The organism is Catenulispora acidiphila DSM 44928, assembly GCF_000024025.1.
In the GTDB taxonomy this organism is placed as follows: Bacteria; Actinomycetota; Actinomycetes; order Streptomycetales; family Catenulisporaceae; genus Catenulispora; species Catenulispora acidiphila.
Genome location: NC_013131.1, coordinates 8,724,362 through 8,744,038, shown reverse-complemented (window position 1 = coordinate 8,744,038; position 19,677 = coordinate 8,724,362). Strand labels below are relative to the sequence as shown.

The following is a 19,677-nucleotide window of genomic DNA, read 5'->3' as shown; positions in this document are numbered from 1 at the left end:
AGCGGTGCGGCGGCCCGAAGGTGTTTCGAGAGCTCACCAGGGGTGGATCCGAACGAGGTCAGCGGTACTCGGTAAGCCGAGGCCGCATCCCCAGCACGGTGAGTCCGATCAGCAGCAGCGAGAACAGGTAGGGCAGCCAGGTCCAGGTCCCGATGCCGTTCTCCGCGGCCGGCATCGAGGACTCGAAGTGCGCCTCGTTGGTGGCGATGACGTCCCCGAGCGCCTTGCTGTACGCGGTGAACGCCTGGTCCGAGGAGCCGGGGGCATCGGCGTTGGTGTCGAAGTTGATCGCGGCCTTCAGTCCTCCGGCCGGGTCCGACGGCATCGCGCGCAGCTTCGCGTCGTCCTTGATGTAGTCGCAGTAGGCGCGAAACGCGGCCAGCGCCTGGTCGGCCTCGCCCGGGAAGGTGATGTTGGCCAACTCCTTGCCGAAGCTGCTGTTCGGGGTCAAGCTCGTCTGGTCGACGTCGTTCACGTCTGTGATGAGCTTCTGGCCGTCCAGCGACCCGGCGTAGTCGGTGACGCTGCTCCCGTTCGGCACGTCGGCGATTTTGTTCTCGCCCCTAAGGAACGAGTTCTCGTACTCGCTGAGCTGCTCGGGATAATTCTGCGCCAGCAGCCAGCGGCTCTCGTCGGAGTTGATCCCGGCGCTGGTGGCGTTGGCCTCGCTGAGCGCCAGCACCGAGTCGAAGGCGTCGGACTTGGCGGTGTGGAAGTCCTCCGCCGCGCCGGCCGTACCGGCGATGCCGGCGATCATGAGGATCAGGGCGACCGCGGTCGCCGCGGCCAGGGCCGGGTTCAGCATCCGGTGGAAGCGGCGGAACAGGATCGCCTGCAGCGCGAGGAGTCCCCCGACCAGCAGGGCGCCGAAGATCACGAACTCGGCGAGGACGGTGCTCAGCGAGTCGTTCGCCGACGAGGCGGAGGCGGAGATGGCGTTCTTGCTGGCGGCCTCCAGGTCGGTGGCGGACTTCATCAGCCCGCTGTCGTCGTTGTCGCCGAACAGCAGGGCGTGCCCGATCAGGTAGTCGGCGAACACCGAGGGCGGCGCGCCGCCGGCGGCGGTGCCGCCGTCGCGCTCGTCGTCGGCGAGCGTGCGGACCGACTGCTCCTGGTACTGGCCGAAGCCGTCGGCCACGGTGTGCAGTTGCTCCAGCGCGCTCTGGTCGCCGGACAGCGCCGCCGTCGCGGCCTCCAGGTCCCCGTCGGCGGCCTTGCGGTCGGTGTCGAACAGCGCCTCGCTGGCGCCGCGCGGCACGCGCATTCCGGTGTCGCCGTTCACGAGCAGCGCGTTGACCAGTTGCGCGTCCATGTCCTGGAGCCGGAACAGGAAGTCGTCGGTGGCCCGCACGCTCGGCGCGTCCGTGGCCCGCACCGTGCTGATCTGGGCTCGGGCCCCCGAAGCGGCGCCGCTGAGCGCCACGGCCGCGATGAGGGCGAACACCCCGGCGGCGGCGGTCGCCGCGCGCAGGATGTTCGGTGTGGTCCCGCGAGGTGCGCGCGGGATGTGGGTGAGATGATCGCTGAAGCTGGTTCCGTTGGTGGTCGCCCGGTGCGATGTACTGCGGTTGGGCGCCTGAGTGAGAGTCCCCGTCACGGTTCTGAACATATGACCGGACGGTGCCTGTGAGGACCCTGAGACGGCTGTTCCAAACGGAATGCAAACACTTCGGCGGCGGACGGCGTTTGCCCGGGTGGGCTCGGTCTTGGATGATCGTGCGGTTGTGCTGGTTCAGTAGACGATGAGAGGTCGCGGGGTGTCACCTCAGCAGGACGGTTCGGCGCACGTCAAGGAACGCGAGATCGCGGTCGAGCAGCAGGCGGTGGACGCCGCGTACGCCCGCCTGGCGCAGATGCGCGAGCAGGCCGCGAAGCGCGTGCGCGAGAGCTACAAGGTGGCGCAGGGCGGGACCTACTCGGCGCTGGTCGACCGGGACGTGCAGGTCATGGAGGCCGCCATCTGGGAGCGGTCCCTGGAGAACGCCTACAACGAACTGGTGTTCGGCCGCCTGGACCTGCGGCCCGAGACCCCGGGCGAGGAGCTGGAGACCTACCGCATCGGCCGGCTCGGGGTCCGCACCGAGGAGCTGGAGCCGCTGGTCGTGGACTGGCGCGCGCCGGCCGCCGCCGCGTTCTACCAGGCCGCCCCGGAGGACCCCCAGGGCGTCGTGCGCCGCCGCGTGCTGCACTGCCGCGGGGACAAGGTCCTGGACATCGAGGACGACCTGCTCGACCCGGACGCCGCCCCCGACGGAATGCCGGTGGTCGGCGACGGCGCCTTCATCGCCGCGCTGGCCCGCACCCGCACCGGCCACATGCGCGACATCGTGGCGACCATCCAGCGCGAGCAGGACGTGGTGATCCGCTCGCCCGCCGACGTGAGCGTGGTGGTGACCGGCGGTCCGGGCACCGGCAAGACCGCGGTGGCGCTGCACCGCGTCGCCTGGCTGATGTTCCAGCACCGGCGCCGCTTCGGCAGCCGCGGCGTGCTGGTGGTCGGGCCGAACCGGCGCTTCACCGACTACATCGAACGGGTGCTGCCCTCTCTCGGCGAGGGCGGCGCCGCGCTGCGCTCGCTGGGCGACGTGGTGAACGGCGCCGAGGCCACCCGGCACGAGGACGCCGTCCGCGCGAAGCTCAAGGGCTCCCCGCGCATGGTGCGGATCCTGCGCAAGGCGGCGAACGACGCGCCCTGGGGCGCCCCGAAGGACGTGCGGCTGATCTACCAGGGCACGTTCTTCTCCCTGGACGCCCCGCAGTTGGTCGCCCTGCGCGAGCGGATGCTGCGCGGCGGCAGCCGGCGGCCGAACGCGGTGCGCGCCGACGTCATCCGCGCCCTGCAGGACGCCGCCTGGAACGCCTACCAGGACGCCAAGCGCGCCGCCGGCGACGCCTCGCCCTACGACGAGTACCCGGACATGCTCGAGGACGACAGGCGCACCTTCCTGTCCGAGCTGCGCTCCGAGCGGCCGTTCGCGGACTTCGTGACCGCCTGGTGGCCGCAGCGCACCCCGCTGGAGGTGCTGCGCTCGCTCGGCGACCCGGCGTACCTGGCCGAGGTCTCGCGCGGGGTGCTCAGCGCGGGCGACGCCGCGGTGCTGGCCGAGTCCTGGCGCGCGGTCGGGCAGGAAGGCGAGCCCGGCGCCGGGCTGTCGTACTCGGACGTGGCCCTGCTGGACGAGCTGGACTCGCTGCTCGGCGAGGGCCCGCGCACGGCGCGCGCGCTCGCCGCGGCGAACCCGTACGTCGTGGACGGCGTGAACCTGCTGACCGGCGAGGAGACCGACGACGGCTCCGATCCGGAGTCCGGCGGCTTCCGCGAGCTGTCGACCTTCGGCGACCGCGCGGCGCAGCGCGGCGTCTACCAGGACGAGCCCGACCCCGAGGAGTTCGGCCACATCGTCGTCGACGAGGCCCAGGACCTCTCGCCGATGCAGTGGCGGATGCTGGCCCGGCGCGGCCGGCACGCGACCTGGACCGTGGTCGCCGACGCGGCGCAGAGCTCCTGGGAGGACCTGGAGGAGGCGCGGCGCTCGATGGACCTGGCGCTGGGGACCTCCCGCGAGCGCCGGCAGTTCGAGCTGACCACCAACTACCGGAACCCGGTGGAGATCGCCGACTACGCCGCGACACTCCTGCACCGCTTCCTGCCCGACGCGCCGCTGCCGCGAGCCGTCCGTTCGACCGGACGGCCGCCGGAGTTCGTGGTGGCCGACGAGGCCGATCTGGCCGCTGCGGCCGGGGCGGCGGCCCGGCGGCTGGCCGGGGAGGTCGAGGGCACGGTCGGCGTGATCGTGCCGATGACCAGGCTCGGAGCGTTCACGGTGCCCGACGTGGCCGACCTGCCGGACCGCGTGCAGGTCCTGGGGTCCCTGGAGTCCAAGGGGCTGGAGTTCGACGCGGTGGTGCTGGTCGATCCGGACAAGATCGCCTCGGAGTCGCCGATGGGCCCGCGGACGCACTATGTAACTGCGACCCGAGCCACTCAATTGCTCGTCACAGTCTCGGTATCGGTACAGGACGGAACCACAGCCGGAGGTTAAGCGTCATCGAGAGTGGGTGGGGATCAAGCCGGACAGGGGAGCAGGACCGATGAGCGACGACACTTCCGGCATAGCCGACGACGAGACATCCGACGCGGCCTGGATCCCGAAGCACTCATCGGTCGCGCCCGCCGGGGGCAAGGACGGCAGGACCCGGCGGCGCGTCAAGCGCACCCTGATGATCCTGTCCGGGATGCTGGTGCTGGTCATAGGCGGGACCGTGGCCTACGCCGGCTACTGGTACTACCGCATCGACCACAACATCAAGGGCGCGCCGCTGCACGGCGCGGTGGTCCCGCCGGACCAGATGGGCAGCGGCGAGATCGTGCAGCCGACCAAGGATCCGTACGGCGACGTCCCGATCAACATCCTGCTCATCGGCACCGACGCCCGGCTGCCCGGCCAGGACGCGAGCCTGGGCGGCTTCACCGATCCCTCGGGCCGCTCCGACGTGGAGATGCTGGTCCACGTCTCGGCCGACCGCAGCAACGCGACCGTGGTGTCGCTGCCGCGCGACACCATGATCCCGATCCCGGCGTGCGTGGACGCCAAGGGCAACCACTACGCGGCGCAGAGCATCGGCATGATCAACTCCGCGCTCGCCGCCGGTCCCGGCTGCCAGGTGGACACCGTCGAGGAGTTCACCCACGTCAAGATCGACCACTTCATGATGGTCGACTTCGCCGGCGTGGTGGCGCTGACCAACGCCGTCGGCGGCGTCCCGGTCTGTGTGACCAAGGCGGTCAACGACCCGGACTCGCACCTGACCCTCCCGGCCGGCACCTCGACGGTCCAGGGCGACATGGCGCTGGCCTTCCTGCGCACCCGTGAAGGGTTCGCCGACGGCACGGACCTGTACCGCACCCAGGCGCAGCACCAGTACATGGCAGCCCTGATCCGCAAGATGAAGGACCAGGCGACCCTGGACAACCCGCTCCAGGCCACGCACCTGATGGACATCGCCTCCAAGTCGCTGACCGTGGACGACGACATAGCCAGCGTCGGGAAGCTGCTGGACCTGGCGAACACGCTCAAGAAGGTCCCGACCCAGAACATCACCTTCCTGACCATGCCGACCGTCCCCTACGCGCCGGACCACAACCGCGTGTCCCCGGACACCGACCTGGACGACCAGATCTTCTCCCTGCTCGCGCACGACCAATCGGTCACCGGCCCGAGCACGGTGGCCGCCACGGGTGCGGGCACCACGCCCGGCACGCCGTCCCCGACCCCGACGGCGACCTCCAGCGCGCTGAGCCCGAGCGCCGTCACCGACCCGATCATCGTCGAGAACGGCACGACCAACGACGGCCGCTCGCGCCAGCTCGCCTCCACCCTGCAAGCCGACGGCTTCAAGAACACCTCCGGCGTCAGCTACAACGGCGACGTCGACACCACGACGGTCTTCTACAGCAGTCCCGCGCACCAGGCCGCCGCGCAGGCGGTAGCCACCGCGCTCCAGCTGCCCGCGTCCGCCGTGCAGGCCGGCGGGGACGGCAGCGCGCCGATCGTGGTGCGGGTGGGTTCGGACTTCGCCAGCGGCGACGTGTACAACCCGGGCGCGGCTTCCTCCTCGAGCGCGCCGAGCGCGCTGCCGTCGGCGGCGCTGTCCAGTGCCGACGGGGAGAACGCCGCCGACCCGAACCTGTGCGTCTCGGCGGCTGGGTCGTGACGCGCTGACGGCTGGGCTCGGCTAGCTTCGCTCGGCTCCGCTCAGGCGGTGCGCGCCCTGACGAAGCCCTCGAGCTTGTCGAGGAGCGGGATCACCACCTCCCGCTCCTCGACGGTGAGACCCGCGACCAACTCCGAGTCGCGCCCGAGCACCGCGTCCACGGAACGCTCGATCACCGCGTGTCCGGCTGCCGTCAGCGAGACGGCCACCGCTTTGTGTCCTGAGCGATCGGGCGCCCTGGTGACCAGCCCTTCCTGCTCGGCGCGCGCGACCCGCTGCGAGATCGCCCCGGCGGTCACCAGCGTCCGCTCGGTGAGTTCGCGCGTGGTGAGGGTGTAAGGCGGACCGGAGCGGCGCAGCACGGACAGCAGGTCCAAGGTCGCCGTGTCGATCCCGGCGGCGCGCAGGACGCGGGTCCGGTCGTCGGTGAGCAGCTTGGCCAGCCGCACGATCGGGGTGAAGACCTCGATCGCGTCGACCGGGGTGCCCGGGCGCTCGCGGCGCCACGCCTCGGCGATCTCGGCGGCGGTGGTGCTCACGCGGGCTCCTGTCGGCGCTGTGTTCGGCTGTGTGCGCTGTGTGCGCTGTGTGCGCTGTGGTCGCTATGGTCGCTATGGTCGCTATGTTAAGGTCTAAATGTTTAGCTCTAAACATAGCAGGAGGGACTCATGACCCGCACCGTCCTCGTCACCGGCGGCAGCAGCGGCATCGGCCGCGCCGTCGCCGCCCGCTTCGTCGCCGACGGCGCCGACGTCGTCGTCACCGGCCGCCGCGCGCAGCTCGTCGAGACCACCGCTCAGGAGATCGGCGCCGCCGGCGTGGTCTGCGACGCCACCGACCCGCAGGCCGTCGAAGCCCTCGCAGCCCGCTTCGACACCCTCGACGTCCTGGTCAACGCCGCCGGCGGTCTCGGCAGCGCGCAACCGCGACCCGGTGCCGGCGCACTGGAGACCGTGCTCGCCGAATGGCAGGCCGACCTGGACGGGAACCTGCTCAGCGCGGTCCTCACCACCACCGCCCTCAAGCCGGTCCTCGCACCCGGCGGCACCGCCATCGCCATCGGCACGATCGGCTCCGAACGCCGAGGCGGCTCCTACGGCGCCGCCAAAGCCGCCCTCACCGCCTGGTACGCGATGCTCTCCGCCGACCTCGGCCCGCGCGGCGTCACCGCCAACGTGGTCTCGCCCGGCTACATCGCCGACACCGGGTTCTTCCGAGGCGCCATGACCGACGCCCGCGAGCAGACCCTCATCGCCGAGACCCACACCAAGCGCGCCGGCGCGCCCCACGACATCGCCGAGACGGTCTTCTTCCTCGCCTCCCCCGGCGCCCGGCAGATCACCGGCCAGACGATCCACGTCAACGGCGGCGCCTTCACCACGCGCTGAGTCCGAGCCGAGCCCGCGCCGAGCCCGAGCCTGCACTGAGCCCGAGCCCGAGCCGAGCCCGAGCCGAGCCCGAGCCCGCACTGAGCCCGCACCGAGCCCGCACTGAGCCCGCGCCAGACGCGTCACTAACCGCATCGCCGACCGCATCACCGCCCGCGGACCTGGCGCGCGCCGTTGATCGCGGTGACCTATCGTCGGCATCGATGACTGCCGCCGATTCCACTGATCCCGCCGACCCCGTGGCGTCCTCGGACGACCTCGCCCTGCTCCGCGCGCACGAGCCGATCCTGGCCTACACCAAGGGCGAGTACTTCCTGCCGACCGACGTCGAGCACTACATCGCCGCGGCCGGCCTCTGGCGCGACGGCGACAAGCAGGCCGAAGTCGTCCCGGCCGGGGAGCTCGACCTGGAGAGCCTGCTGGCGGCCTCCGAGCAGTACCCCGGCCGTCCTCTGTTCCTGCGCTACGTCCTCAAACCCGCGGGCGGCCGCGAGGTCCGCAGGTGGCGCAAAGCCCATCCCACCGGTATCCGCCGGACCGGCCGGCTGGCGGCCGTCGGCTTCGTCGCGCGCCTCATCGACGTCCTGCTCCGGCTGAGCCTGCTCATCCGCGGCACGGTGCCCGGCGGCGTGATGACCAAGGCCGCCGAGCAGTACCACGGCGGCGGCGGTGCGTCCGCGTCGCCGTACTACGGCCGCGTGCTGCGCGAGGGCGGCTACGTCATCCTGCAGTACTGGTACTTCTACGCGGCCAACGACTGGCGCTCCACCTTCGGCGGCGTCAACGACCACGAGGCCGACTGGGAGATGGTGACCGTCTACCTCGCGGAGGGCGCGCCCGCGATCCCCGACGGACCGCCCACGGTGTCCCCGCGCTGGGTCGCTTTCTCCTCCCACGACTACACCGGCGACGACCTCCGCCGCCGCTGGGACGATCCGGACCTGACCGTGGCCGGGGGCACGCATCCCGTGGTGTTCGCCGGTGCCGGCTCGCACTCCGGCGCCTTCCTCGCCGGCGACTATCTCGTCACCGTGAACCCGCGCTTCCTCGGGACCGCGACCCGCTGGTGGAAGCGCGGCGCGGAGCTGATGCTGCGCCGCGACCGCAGCGAGGACCACGGTTTCGGCATCCCCTTCATCGACTACGCCCGCGGCGACGGCGTCCGCGTCGGGCCCGGCGAAGACCGTGAGTGGCAGCCGGTCCTCATCGACGACGACACCCCCTGGGTCCGCGGCTTCCGCGGCCTGTGGGGCGTGGACACCCGGGACTGGGCCGGCGGCGAGCGCGCCCCGGCCGGACCGCGCTACGAGCGCGACGGCATGGTCCGCTTCTCCTGGGCCGACCCCCTCGGCTGGGCCGGGCTGCACAAGGTGCCCCCGAACGACACCGGCCTCGCGCACAGCCTGGAGAACCGCATCGCCGATCTCGACGTCCGCATCGCCGAGGCGGACGAGCAGACCGTGGCGCTGCAACAGGGAGCCCGGGACCGGCTCGCCGAAGTCCGCTCGCTGACCACGGAGTTCCAGACCGCCAAGACCGCGGCCGAGCGCCTCGGCGAGGCCGGCGTCGCCGAGCAGTCGGTGATGAGCCTGATCAGGGAGCGCACGGCCATGGCCGAGGAACGCGCGGTCCATGTGAACGTGCTCAAGAGCGGCGGTCCGCCGCTCCAGGACCCGCAGGCCCACGTCACCCGGCCGCACAAGCCCTACGACCCCGGCGACCGCAAGCACCACGGCATCCTGCTGCAGATCTGGGCGGCGGTCAGCGTCCCGCTGCTGTTCCTGGCCGTGGCGACGGTTCTGCTGCTGCCCGACGACCGCGAGAAGATCCCGACGCTGCTCGCGATCCTGGTGATCTTCGCCGCGCTGGAGGCTCTGGCCCGCCGCCGCCTGCTGACCACCGCCGTCAGCCTCGCGGTGATCCTGGTCGGCGCCGGCGTGGTGATCAGCGCGCTGGAGTGGACGGCGCGCCATGCCCGCGACGGGTTCCTGGTCGCGATGGGGCTCGCGGCGCTGGTGCTGCTGCTGGTGAACGTGCGGGACTTCTTCAAACGGTGAGGGCGCGGCGGCCTGTGTCAGCCATCGCCGAGCGCTGGCTGGAGAAGCTCCGTTCAGTGGATTCCCGCCACCGATTCCGACAGGCGAGATCACTGGATCCGGTGTCTGCACACCGGATCCAGCCTTGTCTCTACCTCTGGCCCACGCTCTGGCCCACGCTCGCCCCGACCCGCCGGCCTTACGCCGGGGTCAGCACCCGCCGGCCGTTGCGCTGTCCGTGCCGCACGGTGACGGCGCCGCGGTCGGCGCGCTCGGCCCGCTCGGCCAGCGCCGCGAACGACACCGCCGAGTGCTGCGCGGCGGGCAGCAGCGCAGCCTGCTCCGGCTCCAGCGTCTCCAGCTCGTCGCAGCCGTAGGCGCGGCACAACTGCAGCTCGGCGACGTGCACCACGTACCACCGCGCGTAGTAGCCGTCCTCTTCGCGCGAGACCAGGACCTGCTGCACGATGCCGGTGCGCTCCTCGCCGACGATCTCCACGCGGGCTCCGACCGGGTGGCCGGCGGCCCGGACGCTCGCGGCGACCTCGGGGTCCACGCGCTCGGCGGCCAGGGCGCGGGCCGTGTGGTCGGCGGCGTCGTAGGCGTCGGTCCAGGTGCGCCGCAGGTGGATCAGGATCCGGCCGATGGCCGCGGCGCGGGCCCCGGCCAGGGCCCGTTGTTCAGGATTGGCGTTGGGGCTTGTCGAGGCGGCGTGCCAGCGGGCGCGGGCCACGCAGGCGCGCTGCTCGATCTCGAAACGGTCCAGGCCGGCCAGCTCGTCACGGACGGCGTCGTAGATCTTCTCCAGGCGGCGGGGGTCCATCGGGGGTGCTCCTCAGCGGGGTCGCAAAGCTCACGGATCGGGGGTCGGCGCTCCGGCAAGGGCGTACGCAGACAACGTTGGCTGGTACGCCCCGGCGCATTCGGCTTCGGCGGCACGTTTTATGAACGCGGGGAGGGACCCGGTGCGTGAGCAGGCACAACCGGTAATCCGGGGTGCTGCGGACTGGTGCGGAAGGGCTGAGGCTGCGGTGGAGGCTCGGCCTCGGGAGGTCTGTCATCAGAGTTACCTCTACAGGACTACGGCGGCTGGAAGGTGCCCTCCGGATGAAGCGGGGGCGAACCCTCGCGTCGTTCCGTACCAGCGGGCTATCGGACGTCAGCGGCCGCACATTCGGCGCATGCGGCATACGCGGCCGGCCATATGGGCTTTCGTCCCATGGCAGGTCGCGCAGCACGTGATGCAAGCGCCGTTCATGGCTCTATTAAACCACGAGCCTCCCGGGGGCTTGTCAAGCGGCCCACGTCACAGGCGCAGGTCGGGCGGGCTTCTTCCGCTCGTTCAGCGCCTTGCCAAAGGCGGTGCGCATCCAGCCCTGTTCAACGGCGCGCGACCGGCAATGTGTCTAAGAGTATTGATTCAGCCCACTGAGTAACGTTAGAGTGGCTTGCCGGTTCCGTCGTATTTAGTGACGGCGGAGAGAGGTATGAGAGGTCATGGCAGGGACTGTCTCGAACATCGGCATAACACTCGCGATCCTTTCCACGTATCCGCCGCGACGGTGCGGCATCGCCACCTACTCGCGCGACCTGGCCGTCGCGCTCAACGATGCTGCTCCGGACGTGCGCGTGGAGATCTGCGCGTTGGACCGGGACGGACTGGCCTACCCCGCAACGGTGCGGACGGTGATCCGCCAGGACGAACGCCCCGACTACCGCAAGGCGGCCCAGCGGGTCGCCGCCTCCGGGGTCGGCGCCGTCGTCATCCAGCACGAGTTCGGGATCTTCGGCGGCCCGGACGGCGCCTGGATCACCGACTTCGCCGCCGAGTTGCACCGGCTCGGCGTGCCCTATCTGGTCACACTGCACACGGTGCTGTCCGAGCCGAGCCCTTCGCAGGCCGGCGCCCTGTACCGGCTGTGCCGCGACGCCGCGGCCGTGACCGTGTTCACCGGAACCGCGCGCCGGCTGGCGGTCGACACCGGGATCGCCCCGCCGGACCGCATCGTCCACGTCCCGCACGGGGCGCCGCCGCCGGGAAGCGGCGGGGACGTGCGCCCGGAAGTGGCCCGCGCGCTGGACCGGCTGGCCGGGCGGCGGCTGCTGTCCACCTTCGGGCTGCTGTCGCCGAACAAGGGTCTGGAGACCGCGATCGCGGCTCTGGGGCTGATCGCCGCGCGGCACCCGGATGTGACCTATCTCATCGCCGGCTCCACGCACCCGGAGGTCGCGCGCCAGGAAGGCGAGAACTACCGCGACAAACTGGTCGCCGCGGTGAAGTCCGCGAAGCTGGAGGACCGCGTGGTCTTCCTCGACACCTTTCTCTCCGACGCCGAGATCTCCGCGGTCCTGGCCCGCACCGAGATCTTCTGCACCCCCTACCGCTCCCGGGAGCAGATCTCCTCCGGAGCCCTCACCTTCGCCGTCGCCGCCGGCTGCCCGGTGGTCTCGACGTCGTACTTCTACGCCGAGGACATGCTCGCCGGCGGCGCCGGCATCACCGTGCCGCCGGAGGACCCGGAGGCGTACGCCGCGGCGCTGCACATCCTGCTGTCTGACCGGGACCGCCTGGAGCGCGCCAGGGAAGCCGCCAGGACCCAGGGCGCGGGATTGCACTGGACCGCGGTGGCCCGCCGCTTCGCCGGGATCGCGCGGGCCACCGCGGCCCGCCGGACGCGCCCGGTGCCCGACGCCGTGGCGACCGACGCCGCCGGCATGGCGCGGGTGGACGTGCCGAAGCTGAAGCTCACGCACCTGAACCGGATCACCGACTCCGGCGGGATCGTGCAGTTCAGCGACCGCGCCAAACCCGACCTCGGGTCCGGCTACTGCGTGGACGACGTCGCCCGCCTGGCGATCGTGGCGGCGGGCCTGTGCGACGTCCCGGTCCGCGAACTGAAGGGTGCCGACCCGCAAGATTGGCTGGACACCTCCCTGGGCTTCCTGGAAGCCGGCTACGACGCGGCCGCCCTCGGGTCCCGCAACATGCGCGACGCGACCGGCGTCTGGCTGGACGAGCCGCATGGCGGGGACCACGTCGGGCGGCTGCTGTGGTCGCTGGGCGACGTCGCCGCGGGTGCCGCAGTACCGGACAAGTGCCGCGAGCGCGCCGCGGCGCTGTTGGACGCGGCCCGGCCGTCGCTGCGGGTGCTGACGACCGTCCGCTCCACCGCCTACGCCCTCCTGGGACTGGTGCGCGTTCCGGAGCCCACTCCCGAGTTGGCGCTCGGCGTCGCGCGGCTGCAGGCGGCGTTCCGCGCCACCGCCACCGACGACTGGCCCTGGTTCGAGACCGAGCTCACCTACGACAACGCCCGCCTGCCGCAGGCGCTGCTGGCCGGCGGCGAGCGGGCCGGGGACGCCGGGATGGTCCAGGACGCTCTGCGGGCCCTGGACTGGTATCTCGAGCAGGTCGGGCTCGGGGAGAGCGATCCGGGGGAGGAGCCCGAGGGATACCTGGCTCTGGTCGGAAATCTGTGGCGGCGCAAGGGTGCGCTGCCACCTCGTTATGAGGGCGACGAGCAGCCGATCGACGCCGCCGCGGTCGTCGAGGCGTGCGTGGAGGCCTGGCGCGTGACCGGCCGGGAGTTCTACGCCGACCGGGCCCGGCGGGCCTTCGGCTGGTTCCTCGGGGCGAACCGGCTCGGTCTGCCGCTGTACGACGCGAGCAGCGGCGGCGGCCGGGACGGGCTGCGCGAGACCGACGCGAACGCGAATCAGGGCGCTGAATCAACGCTCGCCTACTACCAGGCGCTGCTGGCTCTGCGGTCCGCTGACCTGGTGTAGATATGTGAGGCCGTTTCTCCAGGCGTGGCTTGGAGATTCGGCCTCGTCCTCCACGGCGCGACCCCGTGCCGCACGTCGCGAGAGCGCTCGTGTGGTACGGGGTCGCATCCGTTGTGGGGGACCGCTCCGCGGTCGCCGGCGCGGCTCAGTAGCTGCGCTCCCGCAGTGCTGCGGCCAGCTCCACGGCCCGGCGCTCCTCGTGCAGCTCGCGCTCGGTCGGCGCCATCGCCACCACCAGCAGCATGACCGTGGTCACGATGCTGATTCCGAGCACCAGCGGCGTCAACAGCGCCGAAGCCGCCATCCCGGCCGGCGCGACCGGTGCGGTGGTGAGGCTCGACGGATCGGTCGCGGCCGGGCCGGTGAGGTGGAGCGCCGCGATGCCCAGGTAGTGCGCACCGGTGACGGCCGCGCCCAGGACGACCGCGGCGCCGACGGTGGAAGCCAGCCCGCGCACCCGCAGCGCGCACCAGAGCGCGGCGGCGGAGCCGGCCACGGCGACCGCCTCCGAGGCGGCGATCAGCCATACGGTGTAATGCTTCCCGGGAGCCATGTGCAGGGCCACCAGGCCCAGGCAGTTCACCCCGGCGATGCCCGTGCCGATGACGAGTCCGCTCAGCCACAGCGATCGGGTGTCGGCCTGGCGCCGCACCACCACGGTAAGGCCGAGGGCCACCACCGCGATCGCCGCGACCAGGCTCCCGACGGTCAGCACCGGGTCGAAGCGGATCTCCACGCCCGGTACCGTGAAGCCGAGGATCGCTATGTACTGCATGACCCATATGGCTGTGCCGCCCAGGGCCACCGAGGCCATCGCCAGCCATCGCGTCCGGGACGCTCCCTCGGCCGCCCGGGCGCGCGAGGCGCTCTGCAGCCCGATCATCGAGCCGAGGAACGACATGAAGAAGGCCAGCAAAGGGGTCAGCGGGCCGTAGGTGAAACCATTGACGTGCAAAAGCGCGCACCTCTTCCAAGCGTGGACGGACAGCGTCGTGGTGGCTGCCGTCCGTGACCTCGCAAGCAGGTGAGCAGCGGGTGATCCGTCAACGGCCGAGCAATCATAGAGGCGCCCCGCGGCTGCTCCGCACCGGATCCGGCCCACGACCGCCGCGCTGTGGCCTTCGTCACACAATCGGCCCTGGCGCCGCCATGGCCCGCAATACCGTGTGCGTGGCGGGTCGTGGCGAAAAGGGCGGGAGCTGCGATGGGAGACCCCTGTATCGAAAGTCCCTGTCGGCGCCCGCGTTAGCGTGTTGTCCAGACAGGGTGTGATCACGGGCGCTACAGTCGGTGCTTTCCAGCGGCGAACTGTGCCGTTTGCGAAGATCGAAACCTGTTCGCAACCAGACCACCTGCGAGGCAAAAGATGTCGACCCCGCTCGGCACCACCAGCCCCCACGGCGAACTGTTCCGCCGGGACCCAGCCAATCCGATCCTGACGGCCAACGACTGGCCCTACCAGATCAATACCGTGTTCAACCCTGGCGCCACCACGAGCCACGACGGCGAGACGGTGCTCCTGTGCCGTGTCGAGGACCGCCGCGGCCTGTCCCACCTGACCGTCGCGCGCTCCCCCGACGGGGTGCACGGCTGGCGGGTGGATCCCAAGCCGCTGCTGGCCGACGACCCGGCCGACCACACCAGCATGTGGGGCGTCGAGGACTGCCGCATCACCTTCGTGCCCGAACTGTCGGCGTACGTCATCTCCTACACCGCTTACGGACCCTCCGGCCCGTGCGTGGCCCTGGCGACCACCGAGGACTTCCAGTCGGTGGAGAAGCTCGGCGTGGTCATGCCCCCGGAAGACAAGAACGCATCGTTGCTGCCCCGGCGCGTCAACGGCGAGTTCTGCCTGTACCACCGCCCGGTCTCGGCCCGCGACGGCCGCGCCGACGTCTGGATGTCCCGCTCCGAGGACCTGCGCAAGTGGAGCAGCCCCGAGCCCGTCATGGCCGCCCGCGAAGGCGCCTGGTGGGACGCGGCCCGCATGGGCCTGGGCCCGGCGCCGATCGAGACCGAACACGGTTGGCTCGGCGTCTACCACGGCGTGAAGGAGATGGCCGCCGGCCCGCTCTACCGCGCCGGGCTGGTCCTGTTCGACCTCGAGAACCCGGCCAAGGTGATCCGCCGCTCCCCGCAGTGGGTGCTGGGTCCCGCGACCGACTACGAAACCCACGGCGACGTGCCGAACGTGGTGTTCCCCACCGGGATGATCCACGACGAGGAGACCGGCGACCTGCGGCTGTACTACGGCGCGGCCGACTCCTGCATCGCCATGGCGACGGCCTCGATGGACGAGGTCATGGACTACCTGCTCCAGTACGGCTGACGGACGGGTGACGGCGCGCTCCGGACACCCAGCCGGACGCGCCGGCAATACGAGCCGCTGGAACGCCGCGGCTGACTGAGCGGCCGATTACAGGGCCGACTACAAGACCGATCACAGGGCCGATTACGTGGCTTGGGTGCGCTCCGCCCAAGCCATCGCCACCAGAGCCGACGCCAGCAGGATCCCGAAAGCCTGCCAGGGATCGTGGTGCTCCAGGAGCGTCCGCTGCTTGTCGACCAGATCCGCGAACCACTGCGGGAAGTCATAGCTCGGCAGGTGCAGCCACCAGTTGTTCTCCACGATCCCCGCCACGAACGCCGCCAGCACGGCCTGGTAGGGCCGCGCCACGGCGGCGGTCAGCACCGCGACGATCGTGATCCACGGCAGCAGCCGGAACTCCACCACCATCGCGTGGTACAGATACGCCCACCCGTCTCCCACCACCGCCCGTTGAGGAGACGCTTCGCGTCGCGTTGCTGATAGGCCGCCGAGCTTCCACGGCTGATACCCCAACGCCCGGAACACCGGCCACGCCTTGCCGCCGCTCTGTGCGTGATCCCCGATCCAGAACGCGGCGAGCTGCCCGGCGGTGATGCTGAACAGCAGCGCCAGGAACGTCAGCACGATCGAGAGCAGCGCGAGCGCGAACTCGCCGCGCGTGTGCGGAGCGGGCCGCAGATGCGGGCGGTGGCTGCGTCCGGGGCGGATGACGGCGCGGGGGACGCGGCCTTCTTGGCGGGCGATGGCGGTGCGGATCTTGTCGATGTCGTGGTTCGCCATCTCAGGCTTGCTCCCAGTGGACGGCCACCGCGCCCCGGTGGAGTTGCTCCAGGGCCGCGCGCCAGCCCTCCAGGCGGGCCATGACGAGGTCGGGGTCGGCGGTGGGGTCTATGGACAGGAGGGCGGCGTGGAGGGCCGCTGGGGCGGTTCTGGGGGTGCTTGTGGGGGCGGCTCGGCGATTGCCTGCGGGGGCGGTGCGGAGATGGGCCCGCCCCACGCCGGCATGAGGAAGTATTCGTTCGAGGGCCGCTCGCGCAGTAGCCACCGGGTTGGCGGCAGCCGGCACGGCACACAGCCAGACGTCATCGCGATCGGGCCATGAGATGCGCACCGGCCCGATCGGCGCGGCGACAGTCGTCCCGGCGATGAGGGTGGTCGCGCGCCCGTCCTTCTCGATGGTCACGGTCCCCGACGAAGTCAGAGGCCTGATTTCCCCGACCTCGCCCAACGCCGAAGCGACCACCGGATCGATCTCCCCGATCTCCTCGCCCCGCCCGAGCGCGATGAGCATCGTCGACGGCACGAGCCCGAACGACATCGTCAGACCACTGATAACGGGCTCGAACTCCTCCAGCGTCGCCAGCACCGCGTCACCGAGTTCGGCAGCCTCCGGCGACTCGGATTCCAGATACGCGGCAAGGGTTTCCACGTCGATCGGCGGCGCGTGACGGACTTGATCGGCAAGGCTAGCGAGGGTCGTGCGGAGCGTTGCGAGCCAAGTCGTCGCAGCGGGGGAGGGCGCGGGATACAGCGCGCTCATCGCGAGTCTTTCAGTGCTCTGATGAGATCGATATCCGGTTCCTGGTAAGCGGACGGATCGGTACGTCCCTCGGGCTCGCCGCACACCGCGCAGTCACTCCGACTCGCCACCGACAGCCACAGCGACTGATACGCGTACTGCGCCGGCGCGGACCGCATCAGGTCGGCGAAGATCCAGTAGTCCGGCTCGTGACCGAAGACGGCGTACGTGGTCCCGGCTTTGAGGATGCCGTACGCGAAGCGGGCCGCCGCGGCGTCGTCATCAGGCGCGTGCAACAACCCGAGAGTCACCTTCGCCGCCACCGCCGCCACCTGATGCACATCAGCCAGCAACCCCGGCTCGGCGATCAACCGCCCGGTCCCGTAATCGGTCCGCGCGGCAACCTCCCCACTCCCCGTCTCCTGCAAATCAGCCCGCACCCCACCAGTGGCACACGCGAAGCAAGCACTCCCGCCGGCAGCAATGATCACCTCACCACCCCGAGCACCCTGATAAAGCCCAGGAAAAACCGCCGGCCGCCCAGCCCAATAAGCAAAATGCCCAACCCGAGCCTGAGCCTCCGGATCATCAGTGGCAACCACCACCACATCAGCCCCACCCACCAAAGCAGCCAGATCCACATCCCCATGCCGAGCACCGAAAACCCCCACCCGAGCCCTCGGATTGACCGCCAAAACCACCTCCCCAGCAGCCCAAGCCTTCCCCAACCCCACATCCGCAACCCGAAAACCACTCCGCCCCACATTGACAGCCTCAACCACATCAGGATCCACAATCACAAAAGCACCCACCCCACTCCGAGCAAGCACCTCAGCCATATAAGACCCCACCGACCCCGCCCCAACAATCAGCACACTCCGCCCAGCCAGCGACGGCGACAAAATCCCCTCACTACGCGCAAACAGAACCGCCCCCGGATCACGCCGACCCCCAGGCGCCCCGCCCGCATCCCCCGCGCCGGCTTCAGAACCCACCACGCCGCCCGCGTTCGCCCCACCATCCGAGCCGCGCCCGCCTTCAGCAGCACCCGCCGATCGCGCGATCTCGCCGCTGGCCGATCCCTTTGTGCCGCGCACATTTTCTGCGCCGGCCACTGATCGCGCGCCGCCGAATGCTCCCGCGCTCTGCTCATCTTCATCCGCGCCGCGATCACCTTCAGCAGTACCCGCCGATCGCGCGGCCTCGTCGCTAGCCGATCCCTTTGTGCCGCTCACATTTTCTGCGCCGCCGAATGCTCCCGCGCCGCCGAATGCTTCCGCGCTCTGCTCATCTTTATCCGCGCCGCGCCCGCCTCCATCAGCAGCCGCCGGATTCACTTCCGCCGCGGCGCCCGCGTCGTCTCGGTGCGACGCATCTCGCCCCTCGCGCTCCCTGGCGCGGCCGCGGCGTAGTGCCAGGACCGCGCCGGCGAGTCGCTCGATTGTCGGCAGCCCGAGATCCCACCTGAGTGCCAGCGGTCCGTCGCTCTGTTCCGGCAGCACTATCGGTGCCGTCGCCGGGAAGTCCGCGCCCAGCAGCAGGGTCACCGCGCCGAATCCCGGCAGCTGTGCCTGCGTGGCGAGCAGAGTGGTGCCCTCCAGCTCGATCGCCGCCGGGTCGCCCTCCGGCCGTACCCCGGCACGCCGCAGCATTCGCATCAGCGGCACCACCACCGGCCGCACCGGCGTCAGTGCGAAGCCGTCCGCCGCACGCTCCGCGCCGAAGAAGGAGATCCGCGCCGGTCCCAACCGCACCTCATGCCCGGCCAGCGGTGTGTCCACGTCGTGCGTCACGATCGGCGCCAAGTACCGCGCCAGCTGCGGATTCAGCCGCAGCGACTCCGCGTACTCAGCCTGATCCTGCGACGAGGGCACGGGCATTCCGCGCGGGTGCGAGTGCACGATCCCCTTGAACCGCGCCGCTGAGGCGGCCTCTCGTGCGCCGATCGCCGCGATCAGCCAGTCCGTGTTCTGGTAGCGCGTGGTGGTGGTTGCGGCGTCGGCGTCGTGGATGAACTCGCTGATGTAGTCCAGGCCTGGCAGCCCCAACAGTGCGCCGCCCTGCTCCGGCTCGACCGCCCCGATGCGCGCGGCGATCGCGTCCAGCACGAAGTCCGCCACCCGGACGGGGTTCAGCATGCACTCCTCCGAACCGTGGGCCTGGGAACGAGAATCGGGATGGGAACCGGTATCAGAGTCCGTACTCGAACTCGTTGTTCGTCGAGAAGGGGAACGGATACCCCGCCAACACCACATCCATGCCCGTGGCCCACAGCACCGACTTCGAGTACGCCTCCTCCAGCGTCGGCTGCCCCGAGCCGCCGGCCTGGCTCAGGCACAGTCGCCCGTTGGCATACAGATGCCCCGCGTGCGCGCCGACCAGACCCTCCAACCGTGGCTCGACCAGCTTGACCTGGTAGCTCGTCCCGTCGAAGTACGCGAACATCGTGTACGGCCGCCCCATCTGCGACAGGAAGCTGTAACACCACCCCCGCGCGTCCCGGTGCTCGATGAACTGCGTGTTCCGCGGCATGTGCTTGGCGGCCCACTGCAAGTCCTCGACCTCGCGCCCGCGCACCCGAGCGGCGAAAGTCCCGTGCTGCACCTTGCTCAAAGGGCGCCCCGTGGGCACCACCCCGGTATAGATCTCACCCTCGGACCCGACCGTGATCCGCGCCTTCGGATCCACCGGGTACTGATCACCCTGCTGCTGCGCACTGCGGATGATGTCCCGCAGCCGGTTCAGGTCGGTCCGTTCGACATCTGACATGGCTTACCCCTCGCACTGGCGCTTCTGTGCGTTTTTCAGGGTAGATCGGCGCGCGCCGTTAGGAAACAGGAAACAGCATCCGTCCCCCTTGTCCGGTCTGCACCGTGCCGGTAAGACGAATAAGAGGTCTTATAT

14 protein-coding genes are annotated in these 19,677 nt (G+C 70.7%); 6 read left to right on the top strand and 8 right to left on the bottom strand.

From position 1 onward, the window contains the following. Positions 1 to 58: 58 nt before the first annotated feature. The gene (locus CACI_RS37265) at positions 59 to 1,597 is read right to left on the bottom strand and encodes a hypothetical protein (RefSeq protein WP_143765546.1); all 1,539 of its coding nucleotides are present in this window, start codon (positions 1,595 to 1,597) and stop codon (positions 59 to 61) included. Positions 1,598 to 1,757: 160 nt separating this feature from the next. On the opposite strand from CACI_RS37265, the gene CACI_RS37260 reads away from it, so the two are divergent. Beyond that, positions 1,758 to 4,043 (top strand): HelD family protein, encoded by a 2,286-nt coding sequence (locus tag CACI_RS37260; RefSeq protein WP_015796092.1) that lies wholly within the window; start codon positions 1,758 to 1,760, stop codon positions 4,041 to 4,043. Between the two features lie 49 nt (positions 4,044 to 4,092). Next, on the top strand, positions 4,093 to 5,715 hold the full coding sequence (locus tag CACI_RS37255) for an LCP family protein (protein ID WP_015796091.1): 1,623 nt from the start codon (positions 4,093 to 4,095) through the stop codon (positions 5,713 to 5,715). Between the two features lie 41 nt (positions 5,716 to 5,756). On the opposite strand, the gene CACI_RS37250 is transcribed toward CACI_RS37255, so the two are convergent. Then, positions 5,757 to 6,254: a MarR family winged helix-turn-helix transcriptional regulator gene (locus CACI_RS37250; RefSeq protein ID WP_015796090.1), complete on the bottom strand. Its 498-nt coding sequence runs from the start codon at positions 6,252 to 6,254 to the stop codon at positions 5,757 to 5,759. 129 nt (positions 6,255 to 6,383) lie between these two features. On the opposite strand from CACI_RS37250, the gene CACI_RS37245 reads away from it, so the two are divergent. Then, positions 6,384 to 7,103: an SDR family NAD(P)-dependent oxidoreductase gene (locus CACI_RS37245; RefSeq protein ID WP_015796089.1), complete on the top strand. Its 720-nt coding sequence runs from the start codon at positions 6,384 to 6,386 to the stop codon at positions 7,101 to 7,103. A 203-nt stretch (positions 7,104 to 7,306) separates the two neighbouring features. Then, positions 7,307 to 9,160: a hypothetical protein gene (locus CACI_RS37240; protein ID WP_015796088.1), complete on the top strand. Its 1,854-nt coding sequence runs from the start codon at positions 7,307 to 7,309 to the stop codon at positions 9,158 to 9,160. Between the two features lie 178 nt (positions 9,161 to 9,338). On the opposite strand, the gene CACI_RS37235 is transcribed toward CACI_RS37240, so the two are convergent. Next, positions 9,339 to 9,962 carry a hypothetical protein gene (locus CACI_RS37235; protein ID WP_015796087.1) on the bottom strand — a complete coding sequence of 208 codons (624 nt, stop codon included), beginning with the start codon at positions 9,960 to 9,962 and terminating at the stop codon, positions 9,339 to 9,341. Positions 9,963 to 10,636: 674 nt separating this feature from the next. Here CACI_RS37235 and CACI_RS37230 point away from each other — a divergent pair. Continuing rightward, the gene (locus CACI_RS37230) at positions 10,637 to 12,925 is read left to right on the top strand and encodes a glycosyltransferase (RefSeq protein ID WP_015796086.1); all 2,289 of its coding nucleotides are present in this window, start codon (positions 10,637 to 10,639) and stop codon (positions 12,923 to 12,925) included. Between the two features lie 145 nt (positions 12,926 to 13,070). Here CACI_RS37230 and CACI_RS37225 read toward each other — a convergent pair whose 3' ends face one another. Next, positions 13,071 to 13,880, bottom strand: coding sequence for an MHYT domain-containing protein (locus CACI_RS37225; protein ID WP_015796085.1), 810 nt, complete (start codon positions 13,878 to 13,880; stop codon positions 13,071 to 13,073). 411 nt (positions 13,881 to 14,291) lie between these two features. Between CACI_RS37225 and CACI_RS37220 the strand changes: the two genes are divergently transcribed. Continuing rightward, a complete protein-coding gene (locus tag CACI_RS37220) occupies positions 14,292 to 15,254 on the top strand; it encodes a glycoside hydrolase family 130 protein (protein ID WP_015796084.1) in 963 nt (320 codons plus the stop codon). 123 nt (positions 15,255 to 15,377) lie between these two features. On the opposite strand, the gene CACI_RS37215 is transcribed toward CACI_RS37220, so the two are convergent. The 4 genes from CACI_RS37215 to CACI_RS46630 form a co-directional block, all read right to left on the bottom strand. Then, positions 15,378 to 16,034 carry a hypothetical protein gene (locus tag CACI_RS37215; protein ID WP_015796083.1) on the bottom strand — a complete coding sequence of 219 codons (657 nt, stop codon included), beginning with the start codon at positions 16,032 to 16,034 and terminating at the stop codon, positions 15,378 to 15,380. A gap of 1 nt (position 16,035) precedes the next feature. Further along, positions 16,036 to 16,683: a hypothetical protein gene (locus CACI_RS37210; protein WP_143765545.1), complete on the bottom strand. Its 648-nt coding sequence runs from the start codon at positions 16,681 to 16,683 to the stop codon at positions 16,036 to 16,038. Between the two features lie 107 nt (positions 16,684 to 16,790). Next, on the bottom strand, positions 16,791 to 18,911 hold the full coding sequence (locus CACI_RS48635) for a ThiF family adenylyltransferase (RefSeq protein ID WP_015796081.1): 2,121 nt from the start codon (positions 18,909 to 18,911) through the stop codon (positions 16,791 to 16,793). A gap of 52 nt (positions 18,912 to 18,963) precedes the next feature. After that, positions 18,964 to 19,542 (bottom strand): hypothetical protein, encoded by a 579-nt coding sequence (locus CACI_RS46630; protein WP_015796080.1) that lies wholly within the window; start codon positions 19,540 to 19,542, stop codon positions 18,964 to 18,966. Positions 19,543 to 19,677: the final 135 nt, after the last annotated feature.

Excerpts from the sequence above, each read along its gene's own strand:
- CACI_RS37255 (WP_015796091.1), top strand. The coding sequence starts at position 4,093 with ATGAGCGACGACACTTCCGGCATAGCCGACGACGAGACATCCGACGCG.
- CACI_RS37245 (WP_015796089.1), top strand. The coding sequence starts at position 6,384 with ATGACCCGCACCGTCCTCGTCACCGGCGGCAGCAGCGGCATCGGCCGC.
- CACI_RS37240 (WP_015796088.1), top strand. The coding sequence starts at position 7,307 with ATGACTGCCGCCGATTCCACTGATCCCGCCGACCCCGTGGCGTCCTCG.
- CACI_RS37235 (WP_015796087.1), bottom strand. The coding sequence starts at position 9,962 with ATGGACCCCCGCCGCCTGGAGAAGATCTACGACGCCGTCCGTGACGAG.
- CACI_RS37230 (WP_015796086.1), top strand. The coding sequence starts at position 10,637 with ATGGCAGGGACTGTCTCGAACATCGGCATAACACTCGCGATCCTTTCC.
- CACI_RS37220 (WP_015796084.1), top strand. The coding sequence starts at position 14,292 with ATGTCGACCCCGCTCGGCACCACCAGCCCCCACGGCGAACTGTTCCGC.
- CACI_RS37215 (WP_015796083.1), bottom strand. The coding sequence starts at position 16,034 with ATGGCGAACCACGACATCGACAAGATCCGCACCGCCATCGCCCGCCAA.
- CACI_RS48635 (WP_015796081.1), bottom strand. The coding sequence starts at position 18,911 with ATGCTGAACCCCGTCCGGGTGGCGGACTTCGTGCTGGACGCGATCGCC.
- CACI_RS46630 (WP_015796080.1), bottom strand. The coding sequence starts at position 19,542 with ATGTCAGATGTCGAACGGACCGACCTGAACCGGCTGCGGGACATCATC.